General features: G+C 59.7%; 13 protein-coding genes. 12 read left to right on the top strand and 1 reads right to left on the bottom strand.

Annotation, left to right across the window (positions count from 1 at the left end; genetic code table 11):
• Positions 1–3 precede the first annotated feature (3 nt).
• The 9 genes from pabC (at position 4) to B9H00_RS00930 (ending at position 8484) form a co-directional block, all read left to right on the top strand.
• Positions 4–843 carry an aminodeoxychorismate lyase gene (gene pabC, locus B9H00_RS00970; RefSeq protein WP_086899082.1) on the top strand — a complete coding sequence of 280 codons (840 nt, stop codon included), beginning with the start codon at positions 4–6 and terminating at the stop codon, positions 841–843.
• A 32-nt stretch (positions 844–875) separates the two neighbouring features.
• Positions 876–1859, top strand: coding sequence for an endolytic transglycosylase MltG (gene mltG / locus B9H00_RS00965; RefSeq protein ID WP_236944321.1), 984 nt, complete (start codon positions 876–878; stop codon positions 1857–1859).
• Between the two features lie 8 nt (positions 1860–1867).
• Positions 1868–2509: a dTMP kinase gene (tmk, locus tag B9H00_RS00960; protein WP_086899080.1), complete on the top strand. Its 642-nt coding sequence runs from the start codon at positions 1868–1870 to the stop codon at positions 2507–2509.
• Positions 2500–3483 carry a DNA polymerase III subunit delta' gene (locus tag B9H00_RS00955; protein ID WP_086899079.1) on the top strand — a complete coding sequence of 328 codons (984 nt, stop codon included), beginning with the start codon at positions 2500–2502 and terminating at the stop codon, positions 3481–3483. The genes tmk and B9H00_RS00955 overlap by 10 nt, the downstream gene beginning before the upstream one ends.
• Before the next feature lie 82 nt (positions 3484–3565).
• Positions 3566–3862 (top strand): PilZ domain-containing protein, encoded by a 297-nt coding sequence (locus B9H00_RS00950; RefSeq protein ID WP_086899078.1) that lies wholly within the window; start codon positions 3566–3568, stop codon positions 3860–3862.
• 143 nt (positions 3863–4005) lie between these two features.
• On the top strand, positions 4006–4863 hold the full coding sequence (locus B9H00_RS00945) for a TatD family hydrolase (protein WP_086899077.1): 858 nt from the start codon (positions 4006–4008) through the stop codon (positions 4861–4863).
• Positions 4864–4873: 10 nt separating this feature from the next.
• Positions 4874–5446 (top strand): DUF1285 domain-containing protein, encoded by a 573-nt coding sequence (locus B9H00_RS00940; RefSeq protein ID WP_157663153.1) that lies wholly within the window; start codon positions 4874–4876, stop codon positions 5444–5446.
• Entirely contained in the window at positions 5443–7623 is a 2181-nt protein-coding gene (locus B9H00_RS00935) for an ATP-dependent helicase (protein WP_086899075.1), read from the top strand. Before B9H00_RS00940 ends, B9H00_RS00935 begins: the two co-directional genes overlap by 4 nt.
• Before the next feature lie 15 nt (positions 7624–7638).
• Positions 7639–8484, top strand: a complete 846-nt coding sequence (locus B9H00_RS00930; protein WP_086899074.1) for a sulfurtransferase — start codon at positions 7639–7641, stop codon at positions 8482–8484.
• A 59-nt stretch (positions 8485–8543) separates the two neighbouring features.
• On the opposite strand, the gene B9H00_RS00925 is transcribed toward B9H00_RS00930, so the two are convergent.
• Positions 8544–10190, bottom strand: coding sequence for an electron transfer flavoprotein-ubiquinone oxidoreductase (locus B9H00_RS00925; RefSeq protein ID WP_086899073.1), 1647 nt, complete (start codon positions 10188–10190; stop codon positions 8544–8546).
• Positions 10191–10504: 314 nt separating this feature from the next.
• On the opposite strand from B9H00_RS00925, the gene B9H00_RS00920 reads away from it, so the two are divergent.
• The 3 genes from B9H00_RS00920 to B9H00_RS00910 all read left to right on the top strand — a co-directional run bounded on the left by B9H00_RS00920 (position 10505) and on the right by B9H00_RS00910 (position 13214).
• Positions 10505–11254: an electron transfer flavoprotein subunit beta/FixA family protein gene (locus tag B9H00_RS00920; protein WP_086899072.1), complete on the top strand. Its 750-nt coding sequence runs from the start codon at positions 10505–10507 to the stop codon at positions 11252–11254.
• Positions 11254–12189, top strand: coding sequence for an electron transfer flavoprotein subunit alpha/FixB family protein (locus tag B9H00_RS00915; protein WP_086899071.1), 936 nt, complete (start codon positions 11254–11256; stop codon positions 12187–12189). Before B9H00_RS00920 ends, B9H00_RS00915 begins: the two co-directional genes overlap by 1 nt.
• Positions 12190–12464: 275 nt before the next feature.
• Positions 12465–13214: a DUF3450 domain-containing protein gene (locus B9H00_RS00910; RefSeq protein ID WP_086899070.1), complete on the top strand. Its 750-nt coding sequence runs from the start codon at positions 12465–12467 to the stop codon at positions 13212–13214.
• Positions 13215–13228 lie beyond the last annotated feature (14 nt).

Genomic DNA, 13228 nt, shown 5'->3' with positions numbered 1-13228 from the left:
GGCATGACCGGCTCGGGTGATACTGACGCCACGGTGGCCCTGACGGATCGGGGGTTCGCCTATGGAGACGGTCTTTTTGAAACCGTGCTGGTAAGAGACGGGGTGCCTCTGTTGTGGGATGAGCACTGCGCGCGTCTGGCGCAGGGGGCCCATCGTCTTGGCTTTGAGCCGCCTGCTAAAGGGTGGCTGGATGCCCTGCCTGCAAAGGCGCCTCGCGGCAAATGTGTGCTCAAGATCGTACTGACTCGTGGCAGCGGTGGCCGTGGCTATCGTCCGCCACTGCCGGCCGAGCCGCGCTGTTATTGGCAGTTCACGTCGTTTACGCCCATGCCCGAGCGGTGGGAAAGGGGAGTCAGCGTTCGGCTATGTCAGCTGCGGCTGGCCCGTCAGCCCGCGCTGGCGGGTCTCAAGCATCTCAATCGGCTGGAAAACGTGCTGGCACGTCAGGAGTGGCAGGACGATGCCATTGCTGAAGGTCTCCTCCTCAATGACCGCGATCAGCTTGTCGAAGCGACCGCCATGAATCTGGCCTGGTTTGACCAGGGGCAGTGGTGGACACCTGAGCTGATCGAGTGCGGTGTGGAAGGTACCCTGCGCCGTGCCCTGATCGATCAGGGGCATCTGAGCATTGCCCGCGCCTCGGATGCACCGCTTTCAAGATTTTTGAATGCGCCCAGTACCTGTCTTTTCAATTCCGTGCAGGGGCTATGGCCGATCGTCAGGTGCCTAGACGCTCAGCATCAGCATGTACATGGTCAATGGCCCATCGATGATTCAGTTCGCCGGCTGCAGGGTGATGCGCACGCTCTATTGGGTTATCCCTCCAATTTTCCAATCTTCTGATCCGAGTCTCATGTATGCGATGGTTAAAGGGTATGCTTCTGTTAGTGGTGGTCATGGTGGCAGCCATTGGCGGGGGCTGGCTCTGGTGGCAACACAAGCTGGATGAACCGATTGCATTGCAGTCCCCAATGGTTTACGACATTCGCTCTGGCATGGGGGCCCGGCAGATCATTGATGAGCTTCACGAGCGTGGCATTATCGATGAACGCTGGCCCTATCAATTACTGGGCGTGATCGAGCCCGCCCGTCTGCGAGCCTTGCGCGCCGGTGAGTTCGAAATTCTGCCTGACATGAATGCTCATGCGTTGCTGGGCAAGCTTTCCAGTAACGATGTGGTTCGTCATCGTCTGACAATCCCAGAAGGGCGCACCTTTTCCCAGATGCGTCAGATCCTGAATCAGGCCGAGCCGCTCGAGCACAAGACGCGTGACATGAGCGATGAAGAGATCATGGCCGCGCTCGGAATGGACGGAGAGTTTCCCGAAGGCTGGTTTTTCCCTGATACCTATCAGTGGCTCAAGGGCGCTACGGATCTTGAGCTGTTCAAGCGCGCTCATGATCGAATGGTCAGCACCCTCAACGAGGTCTGGGCCGAGCGCCAGCCTGATCTGCCGTTTGATAGCCCCTATCAGGCGCTGATCCTGGCCTCACTGATTGAAAAGGAAACGGGTGCCCCTGATGAGCGTACCCGAATCGCAGGCGTGTTCGTTCGCCGTCTCGAAAAGGGAATGCGCCTTCAAACGGACCCTACCGTCATCTATGGTCTTGGGCAGGCGTATAACGGGTCGCTGACGCGTGCCGACTTGACCGAGTCGACGCGCTGGAACACCTACGTGATTAATGGATTACCACCCACGCCCATCGCAATGCCCGGGCGCGCCTCGCTTGAGGCTGCGGTCAATCCCGCAGAAGGTGATGCACTTTATTTCGTGTCAAAGGGAAATGGAGAGCATCAGTTTTCTGCCACGCTGGAAGAACACAACGCGGCGGTGCGTCGCTATATCCTCAATCGTTGAGAGCTGTAATGACCCAGCAAGGCCGCTTTATCACTCTTGAAGGGGGCGAGGGTGTCGGTAAAAGCACCAACCTTTCCTTCGTTCGCGATTATCTTCACTCACGGGGTATTCGCGTGACCACCACGCGGGAACCTGGCGGTACGCCCGTGGCCGAGCGTATTCGCGCGCTCCTGCTTGCCAATGATGAGCAGGAGCCGCTGGATGATCTGGCAGAGCTCTTACTGATATTTGCCGGGCGCGCCCAGCATCTGGCCCGGGTCATTCGCCCGGCGCTTGCCCGTGGAGAATGGGTGGTCAGTGACCGCTTTACCGATGCCACCTTTGCCTATCAGGGCAGTGCTCGCGGTATCGCGCCGGAGCGTATCGCCATGCTTGAGCAGTTTGTGCAGCAGGGGCTCGCGCCCGATCTCACGCTCTGGCTTGATATGCCTGTCTCATATGCGGCCGACCGTCTTGCAGCGCGAGGGGGCGAGCGTGATCGGTTCGAGCGCGAGCGGGGCGATTTCTTTGAGCGGGTGCGACAGGGATATCGTGCACGTGCCGAACAGGCACCCGAACGCATGGTTGCAGTGGATGCTTCACAGTCACTCGAGCAGGTGCAGCGAGACATCGCTCAGCGACTCGATCAACAGCTCGCATCATGGAATTGACGCCCTGGCCCTGGCAAGCCTCGATCTGGCAGCGTCTGACGGCGCTTGCCGACGAGTCTCGTCTGCCACATGCGCTCATGCTGACCGGGCCTTCAGGGCTCGGGAAGGAGCGTCTGGCACAGGCGCTGATTGCGCGTCAGCTCTGCCATTCGCCTCGTGACACGGCCTGTGGCGAGTGTCACGCCTGTCAGATGTTGATATCGGGATATCATCCCGATCTTCTGGAAATTCTTCCCGCCGAGCGCGGCAAGCAGATTCGCATCGATGCCATTCGTGACATCAATGCCTTTGCGTCACAGACAGCGCAGCAGGGGGGCTATCGCATCATCCACCTGGCACCCGCCGAAGCGATGACCGTGGCGGCTTCCAATGCGCTGCTGAAAAGTCTCGAAGAGCCAGGCGCTGATACGCTGTTCATTCTGCAAAGCGATATTCCATCCCGGACGCTGCCGACCATTCGCAGCCGCTGCCAGCAGTGGTCGCATCCCCAGCCGTCCCGTGAGGTCGCTCTGGCCTGGCTGACCCAAGAGCTTGAAGATCAGGAACAGGCAGCATTCTGGTGGGAGGTAGCCGGTGGCCGTCCGCTGCTGGCTCGTGATCTGGCCGCGCCCGAGGCGCGCCAGCTGCGCCAGGAGTTGCGAGAGCTGTTCGAGTCTCTGGTACGTGGTGGCGACCCGGTAGCAGAGGCTGCGCGCCTCGACAAGCAGGCGCTGTCCGATATTTTGTGGCACGGGGTGCTCTGGCTCGAGGACCTGATCCGTCTGGGCGTGTCCGGCGACATGGATAGCGTTCGCAATCGCGACCTTCTGCCGCTGTATCGTCAGGCCATCAAAAATGCCCGTGTCCGCGACTGGTTTCGACTGCTCGATTACGCTCACGAGCAGCGGCGTTTGCTGGCCGGCGGTGGCAATCCCAATGCGCAACTGGTCATCGAGTCCTGGCTGATTCGATGGTCGGAACTGCTGCGCTCCTGATAGCTGTACGCATGGTCGTTTGCGAAACTTCTCGCGCCAGCGGCCGATAAGGACAGCATCATTTTCTTATCAGGAGATTTGCATGAGCGCTCGGGCCCTGTCCTTCACGTTCAATGATACCAATGCTCTTAGAACGGCCTGGATGCCGCTTTTCGAACGTGGCGGCCTATTCCTTTCAACACCGGTACGTCATCGCCTTGGCCAGCGAGTCTATATGCTGTTGACGCTGCCCCAAGAGCAGGAGGCGCGCCCGGTATCAGGCATTGTGGCCTGGCTCTCGCCTTCGGGTATGGCCGGTCATCGCGAAGGAGGCGTGGGAATTCATCTTGATGCCGAGGAGCAGTCGCTTCGCGAGCATATTGAAGCCCTGTTGGCCTGATCAGGATTTGGCAGGTGTTAGATATCTGCGTTTTATACCGTTATCATATCAATACCGGTAAATGATCCGACATGATCGATCCCCCTGGAAGTCGATGATCTGCGATAATACCCGGTCTGTATATCTTCAACCGGGTGGGTTTAATGAGCCAGTTAGCCGAACAATTGTCATGGCCTTCGGTACTGATCGATTCTCACTGCCATCTTGATCGTCTCGATGCCGCAAGTGGCAGTGTGGATGAAGTGCTCTCGCGTGCACGCGAGAGTGGCGTTCGCGGTTTTCTTGCCATTGCCACAACGCTTGAGGGCGTGCCGGGGCTGGCAGAAATCGGTCGTCGTCATGACGATGTCTTTTTTGGGGTCGGCGTTCATCCCATGCAGCGCCTTGACCATGAGCCCACGCTTGAAGAGATCACCGACTGCATCGAGCGATTCGAGCCGGTGGCTGTCGGTGAAATCGGGCTGGATTTCCAGGCCGATGATCAAGGCCAGCTTCGCGTACCACGCGATGTACAACTGAACCGCTTTGAGCGCCACCTTCAGGCCGCTCGTGAGGCTGAACTGCCGATCAGCGTTCACACCCGCGCGGCACGTGAAGAGACGCTGGACATGATCGAGCGTCACATTGATCCGAAGATAGGCGGTGTACTGCACTGCTTTACCGAAGATCTGGAGATGGCGCGTCGCGCTGTTGCCCATGGTTTCATGATTTCCCTGTCCGGTATCGTCACTTTTGCCAGCGCCGAAAACGTGCGTGCGCTGGCACGTGCCTTACCGCTGGATCGATTGCTGCTGGAAACCGATAGCCCCTGGCTGTCACCGGTGCCTTACCGAGGGCGAGCCAATGAGCCGGCCCGCGTGCTGGAAGTAGCTCGGGCCATTGCACGTGAGCGCAACATCAGTCTTGATGAAGTGGCAATGCAGACCACAGCCAATTTTCACCGTCTTTTTCGGCGGACCGCCCCTTCACATGACGCCGCGGCATCGTTTGCCAATGGCTGAGGAGCCTGCCATGTCATTAAAGACGCTGCTGACGGTTCAAACCAATGATCAGCCCCTGCCGCTGGAAGAGTGGGATCCGGCATTGTCAGGGGATATGGATATTCGGGTGGACCGCGGAGGTGTCTGGTGGCATGAAGGCGCGAAGGTCAAGCATCCACGTGTCCTGCGCACCCTGTCACGGCTGCTGCGCCGCGAAACTGACGGACACTACTATCTGGTGACGCCGGTTGAAAAATGGCGAATCCGGGTCGATGACCATCCACTGCTGATCATCGACGCTGTCCGTCGGGAAGAGGCGGGCACTGGGGGCTGCTGGCATTTGACCACGCAAACCGGCGAGCACGCCACGCTGGACGATTCCTGTCGCCTGGTGCTGGATGACGATGCCGATATCCCGCGAGTCATCCTGCGCCATGGCTTGTCGGCCCGGCTGTCGCGTCAGTGCTGGTATCAGCTGGTCGAACAGGCGGAGTGTATCGAAGACGCTCAGGGTCAGATTCATATGGGACTTCATAGCGGCGGCCACTGGCACGCCCTCGGGCCGCCGATGAGTCCGGACGACCTGCCGACATTGTCATCATGAGATTGACCGAGCAGCAGCAGGCCGTGGTTCAGCATGGGCAGGGTCACGCGCGCGTTTTTGCCGTGGCCGGTGCTGGCAAAACTTCCACCATGGTGGCCCGGGTGCTTCATCTCATGGCGATCGGCACGCCGGCGGATCGCATCATGATTTTGATGTTCAATCGCGCTGCCCGCGAAGATTTCGCGGCACGACTGCGCATGCTGGCACCGGCCGGCGCACGGTTGCCTCAGGTACGTACCTTTCACTCCATTGGCCACCGCCTGGGTCAGAGCCTGATGCGCTGGGGCGCGCTGCCAGCGCGTCGGTTGATCGAGGGAGAGTGGCAGCGCGAACGGCTGGCCCGCCAGGTGCTGCAGCAACTGCTCGTCGATGAGCCGGCACAGCTGGCACTGGCGCTTGAAGAAGAACGAATCGAGGCGCTGCTGCAGTTCTGTGATCTGGTCAAATCGGAATGCCTGCCGCCTGCCAGACTCCATGAGCGGGGAGATTACGGTGCTGATACCGAGCACTTTGTGCCCGCCTTTCTGGAGATGGAACGCCAGATGCACGAGCAGGGCGTCATGACCTATGCTGACCTGCTATATCGTCCGCTCAGGGCACTGATCCGCGATGACAGGGTACGCGCGCGCATTCAGGGGCGTCTTGATCACATCATTGTCGATGAGTATCAGGACATCAATGAGGTTCAGCTGCGTCTTCTATCGATGCTGGCAGGCGACAGTGCCAGCGTCATGGCGGTCGGCGATGCCAATCAGTGTATCTATGAGTGGCGTGGCGCACGTCCGGATGCCATGAATGCGCGGTTTAGCGAGCTTTTCGGAACGCCGGCCGACTATCCTCTGAGCTGGACCTTTCGCCATGGTCATGCGGTATCGCTGATGGCCAACCATGTGATCCGCGCCAATCCAGGTGCTGCGGATCAGCTAACACTATCGGCGCCGGACAATCCCGACACGCAGGTAGAGTGTGACAGCGGCGGAACGCGTCTGGTCAACGTGCTGCAGTCATGGCAGGCGCAGGGGCGGGACCTGAAGGAGTGTGCGGTGCTGGTGCGCAGCTGGTCGCTCAGCGTGCCGGTACAGCTGCGTCTTCTGCGAGAAAACATTCCCTTCCAGCTGGGGCAGCAGGACCGTTTCGTGTTTCGACTGCCGCTGGTCAGAGCGTTGGCAGGGTACCTGGAGCTGACCCGGCGTCCCGAGCTTTTACAGGACAGTGATCACCTGTTGTTGCTTTACAGCCAGCCCAGTGCTTTCGTCAGTCAGGAGCGACTGGCACCGCTGACGGCGGAGCTTGCCCGCACCGGGCGCTGGCCCGACCAGCACATCGTGCTGGAGGGTTTAAGACCCTTTCAGCGGCGCCATCTCAAAAAGCGCTGGGCGCTGCTGCAGAAACTGCCTTCCATGCGCGATCAGGCACCTGCCTATGTGTTATCGCATGTGGTAGAAACGCTGGAGGCAGAAAAGCTGCTGCGCCGCGCTGCGGCTCGCCGCGACAAGGGTGAAGAAGATATTCGATTGCTGGATGTTCTGATCGAACAGGCCGGCGAGCTGGCCGATGATCCGGATGCCTTCATTGCGCTGCTCAAGGACCCGGTCATCAACCAGGAGCAGGGCGTTTTGCTGTCGACCATTCATGGTGCCAAGGGGCTTGAATGGCCGCTGGTGGCCCTTGCCGGACTCAACGAAGAGGACTTTCCCCTTTACTCCAGAGAAAATCCGCTGACACCCCAGGCACTGGAAGAAGAGCGACGACTCTTTTATGTCGGCATTACCCGCGCCCGCGAGCGGTTACTGCTGCTTTCTGATCCGCCACCCCATCGCCTCAGCCGATTCGTGGAAGAGGCGGCCTGGGAAGACAGCATCAAAATGGCCCGCGCAATTGGCTCGAGTCAGGAAGGAGAGCCCGGTGTACGTGACCCGTCACTGGTCAACCGCTACCTTGAAGGCATCGGTGTGGAGAACTCTTTACGTGTCAGGGCCGGACAGAAAACGCCGGCAGTACTGTCACAGGCCGGTGACTGGCAGCCGGGGGAACAGGTCCGCCATGCGGTCTTCGGAGAAGGGCGTATTGAGTTGGTAGAGGGCGACCGCGAGCGCTGCGTGCTGGAAGTCATGTTTCATCGAGCCGGCCGTCGCCGGTTAATTGCTTCACGCGCGCCGATCGAGCGCGTCAGTTAAATTCAGGGAGTTTTCATGACCACTGCACTGACAGATGTCACAACCCTTCTGATGTGGCAGCGCGACAGCACACCACTGGTGATTCTCGACTGTCGTGCGCGACTGGATGATGCCCGGGCCGCTTCGCAGCTCTACCAGGAAGGTCATCTTCCCGGCGCCTTGCTGGCCAATATGGACGAGGATCTTTCTGCGCCGTCTGGCGGTGCCAAAGGGGGGCGTCATCCGCTGCCGTCGCCTGAGACATGGCAGAAGACGCTGCAGAACTGGGGCATTACGCCGGAGACTCGTGTGGTGGTTTATGACGATCTGGGCGGACAGCTGGCCGCGGCGCGGGCCTGGTGGATGCTGCACTGGGCCGGTCATGACAATGTGTTTGTCCTTAACGGCGGACTTCAGGTCTGGCAGGCCGTGGGCGGTGCGCTGGAGAGCGGTATGACTGAGGCGCCAGCGCCGAGCGAGTGGGTGTGTGACTTTCAGCATCAGATGGTGGCCAGTGCCGATGATGTGGCTGAAGGCGATGCGCTGCTGCTCGATGCCCGGCCGCCAGCGCGCTATCGCGGCGAAAGTGAGCCGATCGATCAGGTGGCCGGCCATATCCCCGGTGCCGTCAACGTCCCGGGTGCGTCGCTTCTGGGAGAAGACAACTGCATGGCCGAGAGCGATGTCCTCGAAAAGCTGATACCGGCTACCGGACAGTCGAGCATTGCCTACTGTGGTTCCGGTATTTCCGCCTGCATGATCATTCTGGCGCATGCCGCGCTTGGCAAACCGCTGCCCAGACTATATCCCGGCTCATGGAGCGAGTGGAGCCGAGACCCGGCGCGTCCTGTTGCTACCGACACCAGCGCGCCGACAGCCTGATAGAAGGCATCCATGAAAAAGGTCCCGATGTTTCCAGACATCGGGGCCTTTTTTTATCGCTACATATTGGGATAGCCAGGCCCGTTGCCACCTTCCGGCGTGACCCAGTGAATGTTCTGGGACGGGTCCTTGATATCGCAGGTCTTGCAGTGAATGCAGTTTTGGAAGTTGATCTGAAAGCGTGGCGTACCCGCGCTGTCTTCAATGACTTCGTAGACGCCGACCGGGCAATAACGCTGGGCGGGTTCTGCGTAGCGGGGCAGATTAACGCTGATCGGGATGCTCGGGTCGCGCAGCTGCAGATGGCAGGGCTGGTCTTCTTCGTGGTGTGTATTGGAAAGATACACCGATGAAGGCTTGTCAAACGAGAGCACGCCATCAGGACGTGGATAGTCGATCCTTTCTGCGGTGTCAGCCGTTTTCAGCTGCGCGTGGTCTGCAGTGGTGTCATGTAGCGTGGGCAGCGGCAGATGCAATTTCTGCTCAAGAAAGTTCCACGCGCCACCCGCGACCATTCCGAAGCGGTGCATTGCCGGTCCGAAATTGCGGTGTTTGGCCAGTGCCTCGTGGGCCCAGCTGCCCTCAAAGCGCGTGGTGAAATCGTTGAGCGTGCTGCCGCCTTCATCGCCAGCGGCAAGCGCGGCGACGACGGTGTCAGCCGCCAGCATGCCGGACTTCATGGCCATGTGAAGCCCCTTGATACGCGCAAAATCCAGCGTACCGGCATCACAGCCGATCAAAAGACCGCCGGGGAAGACCATCTTTGGCAGGCTGTTGAGACCGCCCTTGGTGAGCGCGCGTGCGCCAAAGGCCAGCCGTGTCCCGCCCTTGAGATGACGCGCGATGTCCGGGTGGTGCTTCATGCGCTGAAATTCATCGAAGGGAGAAAGCCAGGGGTTGTCGTAGGCCAGATCCACGATCAGGCCGACCATGACCTGACGGTCGCTGCCGTGATACAGGAAGCTGCCGCCGTGGGCTCGGCCAGACAGTGGCCAGCCAGCGGTGTGCACGACCAGTCCCGGTTCGTGCTGCTCGGCAGGGACTTCCCAGAGCTCCTTGAAACCGATGGCATAGTGCTGTTCATCGCGCCCGGCGGCCAGATCGAAATGCTTGATCAGCTCCTGGCCAAGATGGCCGCGCGCGCCTTCAGCGAAGAGGGTATAGCGACCGTAGAGTTCGATGCCCGGCTCATGGGAGGGCTTGGGGTTGCCATCATGGTCAAGCCCCATATCGCCGGTAATGACACCGGTGATTTCTCCGCTGTCACCAAATATCAGTGACTGGGCGGCGAAACCCGGAAATATATCGACGCCCAGCGCCTCGGCCTGCTCGGCCAGCCAGCGGCACAAATCGCCGGCACTGATCAGATAGCTGCCGTCATTGAGCATGGACGGCGGAATCAGTGCCTCCGGAAAGCGCACGGCCTGCTCGCTGTCGCGCAGATACAGGACCTCATCGCGCGTTGCCGGCGTGTGAAGAGGGGCGCCGCGATCCTGCCAGTCGGGAAAAAGCTCTTCGAGTGCGCGCGGGTCAAACGCCGCGCCCGAAAGAATATGTGCCCCGACTTCGGCCCCCTTTTCCAGTACGCAGACACTCAGTTCACACGCCTGCTCACTGGCTGCCTGCATCAGACGGCAGGCGGCGGAAAGACCGGCCACGCCTGCACCGACGATCACCACATCAAATGACATGGACTCTCTGTCCATTGAGCAACTCCTTGCATGATTCATTCCCCCATCCCGATTGAGCATGGCGTGTTACACTCACGCTTTTGGATAGCAATGATTCTCAGCCGCTTTCGGGAGCAGTATCAGGGGGTGGATAATGCCTGATTATCGCATCAAGTCGGGGTCCGGCCCAATTCGAACCCTTTTTTCAGCGTCGGTTTGTTGTCTTGAGGCGCCCTGATCCCCATCTAGGCTGACAGTCATCCTGCAAAAACCGTCCCGAAGCGCTCTGTACATCGATGCCGGGCGGTCATGTTTACGAATTTCGAAATATCCGACACCACGAGGAAGGCATGAAAGTACTCGTCGCCATCAAGCGCGTGATTGATCACAACGTCAGGGTGCGCATCAGGGAAGACCACAGTGACGTGGACCTGACGCATGCCAAAATGGCCATGAACCCATTTTGTGAAATTGCGCTCGAAGAAGCCGTTCGTCTCAAGGAGCAGGGCATCGCCGATGAGGTAGTGGCGGTCTCCATCGGGGACAAGAGCGTGCATGAGCAGCTTCGCACGGCCATGGCGCTGGGGGCGGATCGTGCCCTTCATGTGAGCTGTGACACTGCCGTCGACTCGCTGGGCGCGGCCAGGGTGCTGGCTGAAGTGGTCAAGCGTGAAAGCCCGGGGCTGGTGCTGCTGGGCAAGCAGTCCATAGACAGTGACAGCAGTCAGACCGGCCCCATGCTGGCGGCCCTGACACGGATGCCACAGGCTACCTTTGCCTCGAAGGTCACCATCGATGGTGAGCGTCTGGAAGTGACGCGTGAAATCGATGGCGGACTGGAAACGATCGCCATGTCACTGCCGGCTATCGTGACAACAGACCTGCGCCTTAACGAGCCACGTTACGCCAAGCTGCCGGCCATCATGAAAGCCAAAAAGCGCCCGATCGAGCAGCTGGATGTCGAGACGCTGGGCGTTGATGTTACCCCCCGCCAGACGCTGCTTCGGGTCGATATCCCCAGGGAGCGTCAGGCCGGGGTTCGCGTGAATTCCGTGGATGAATTGATTGATCGACTCAAGAACGAAGCGAAGGTGATCTGATGAGCGACGCACGTATTCTGGTCATCGCCGAGCAGGAAAAGGGCCATCTTTCCAGTGCCACCGCACGGGTCATGGCTGCCGCTTCAAAACTTGGCGGACAGGTCGATGTGCTGGTGACCGGCAGTCAGGCCGGTGAGGCAGCCCAAACGGCGGCACGCCTGACCGGTGTTGCCGGTGTGATCTGTGTTGAAGACGATGCCTTTGATCACATGCTGGCGGAAAACATGGGCGCGCTGATCACATCGCTGGCAGGCCCCTATACCCATCTGTTGTGTGCCTCGACCACCAGTGGTCGTAATGTCATGCCGCGTGTGGCTGCACTGCTGGGGGTTGGACAGATCTCCGATGTTATCGCGATCGAATCCGAGGACACCTTTGTCAGGCCCATCTATGCCGGTAGCGTACTGGCCACGGTGCGTAGTCTGGATGATAAAAAGGTCATCACCATTCGTCCGACGGCCTTTGAGCCGGTTGGCGAGCAGAGTGCGGCCAGCGTCTCAAGCGCCGACAGTACCGGCGATCAAAAGCTTGTGACCTTCGTCGAGGAGCAGCTGGCTGGCGGCGAGCGTCCCGAACTGGGCGGCGCGCGCGTGATTATTTCCGGCGGCCGAGGCCTTGGCAGTGCCGAGAACTTCCGGCTGATCGAGGGCGTGGCTGATCGTCTTGGTGCGGCGGTTGGCGCCTCACGCGCGGCGGTGGATGCCGGCTACGTCCCCAATGACCTTCAGGTCGGTCAGACCGGCAAGATGGTTGCACCAGAGCTCTACATTGCCGCCGGTATTTCCGGTGCGGTACAGCATCTCGCCGGGATGAAGGATTCCAGAGTGATCGTGGCGATCAACTCCGACGAAGAGGCCCCGATCTTTCAGGTGGCCGACTACGGTCTGGTGGCTGATCTGTTTGAAGCGTTGCCGGAGCTGGAACGCAAGCTCTGACAGCGTTGTCCAAAAATTACCACAAGCCGGCCGCGTGCCGGCTTTTTCGTGATGGGCGGGCAGATGTGAACATTAATGGCATTGTTGCGGCGATGTTAGCGATGATCATTTGATAATTGTTCTTGTTTCTATTAACTTGCGCTGGACGTCCGGTGTTCCCTCTCCGGATTGCGCCCATTTTCATGTTTATCGTATGCCTCTTGCTGGAGAACCATGTGAGGATCCACCGTCGTAATCGTTGTCTCAGAGGCGCCGCCCTTTCCCTGGTGACGATAATGGCCTTACCGACGCTGGCAGAGGCGTCATCACTTCGTGATGAAACTGCTCAGCAACAGCAGCAGCAACAGGCCATTCAGACCCGTATCGATCAGGCGGATGACGAGACCCGCGAGCTGTTGACGCGTCTTCAGGAGGCGCAGTCGTCAGCACAGCGTCTGGAGCGCTACAACGATCAGCTCTCCTCGACGCTGAGCGAACAGCAGCAGCGGATTGACCGGCAGCAGCATGCGCTTGAAACGCTGGGCGATACGCGTGAGGCGCTGCCGGATACCCTGCAGGATATGCTTGATCGTCTGCGGGCGCTGGTGGAGGCCGATATTCCGTTTCGCCATGCCGAGCGGGTAGCCCGCCTGGAGGGACTTGAAAAAACTCTCGTCGATCCTTCCGTTTCCGACGACAAGCGTATGGAGCAGCTTCTGTCCGTCTGGCGCACGGAGCTTGATTACGGGCGCAGCATGGACAGCTGGCGCGGTCAGTTGAACCAGAACAGTCAGCAGCGCGACGTTCAATTCCTGCGCATGGGGCGAATCGGCTTTTATTACCTGACGCCCGATGGTGAGCAGGGCGGTGTCTGGAAAAATCGCGACCATCAGTGGCATCCCCTGGACAGTGCCGAGCGCACCGAGGTCAACCGCGGTATTCGCATTGCCAATGATCAGCGCGCGCCGGAACTGCTGTCTCTGCCGCTGTCCATCGAACTGGATCAGCCCTCCTCGGAATCCGCATCGCAGGGGGCATCATCATGAAGGTGATAACGCAC

The sequence above is a fragment of the Kushneria marisflavi genome (genome assembly GCF_002157205.1).
Lineage (GTDB): Bacteria > Pseudomonadota > Gammaproteobacteria > Pseudomonadales > Halomonadaceae > Kushneria > Kushneria marisflavi.
Note: the sequence above shows the minus strand (reverse complement) of the source record. Positions and strands in the feature narration are given on the sequence as shown.

What these genes read in the sequence shown, in the direction of transcription:
- B9H00_RS00955 (WP_086899079.1), top strand. Translation starts at nt 2,500, where the DNA reads ATGGAATTGACGCCCTGGCCCTGGCAAGCCTCGATCTGGCAGCGTCTG.
- B9H00_RS00950 (WP_086899078.1), top strand. Translation starts at nt 3,566, where the DNA reads ATGAGCGCTCGGGCCCTGTCCTTCACGTTCAATGATACCAATGCTCTT.
- B9H00_RS00940 (WP_157663153.1), top strand. Translation starts at nt 4,874, where the DNA reads ATGTCATTAAAGACGCTGCTGACGGTTCAAACCAATGATCAGCCCCTG.
- B9H00_RS00910 (WP_086899070.1), top strand. Translation starts at nt 12,465, where the DNA reads ATGGCCTTACCGACGCTGGCAGAGGCGTCATCACTTCGTGATGAAACT.
- tmk (WP_086899080.1), top strand. Translation starts at nt 1,868, where the DNA reads ATGACCCAGCAAGGCCGCTTTATCACTCTTGAAGGGGGCGAGGGTGTC.
- mltG (WP_236944321.1), top strand. Translation starts at nt 876, where the DNA reads ATGCTTCTGTTAGTGGTGGTCATGGTGGCAGCCATTGGCGGGGGCTGG.
- B9H00_RS00930 (WP_086899074.1), top strand. Translation starts at nt 7,639, where the DNA reads ATGACCACTGCACTGACAGATGTCACAACCCTTCTGATGTGGCAGCGC.
- B9H00_RS00915 (WP_086899071.1), top strand. Translation starts at nt 11,254, where the DNA reads ATGAGCGACGCACGTATTCTGGTCATCGCCGAGCAGGAAAAGGGCCAT.
- B9H00_RS00935 (WP_086899075.1), top strand. Translation starts at nt 5,443, where the DNA reads ATGAGATTGACCGAGCAGCAGCAGGCCGTGGTTCAGCATGGGCAGGGT.
- B9H00_RS00920 (WP_086899072.1), top strand. Translation starts at nt 10,505, where the DNA reads ATGAAAGTACTCGTCGCCATCAAGCGCGTGATTGATCACAACGTCAGG.
- B9H00_RS00945 (WP_086899077.1), top strand. Translation starts at nt 4,006, where the DNA reads ATGAGCCAGTTAGCCGAACAATTGTCATGGCCTTCGGTACTGATCGAT.
- B9H00_RS00925 (WP_086899073.1), bottom strand. Translation starts at nt 10,190, where the DNA reads ATGGACAGAGAGTCCATGTCATTTGATGTGGTGATCGTCGGTGCAGGC.
- pabC (WP_086899082.1), top strand. Translation starts at nt 4, where the DNA reads ATGACCGGCTCGGGTGATACTGACGCCACGGTGGCCCTGACGGATCGG.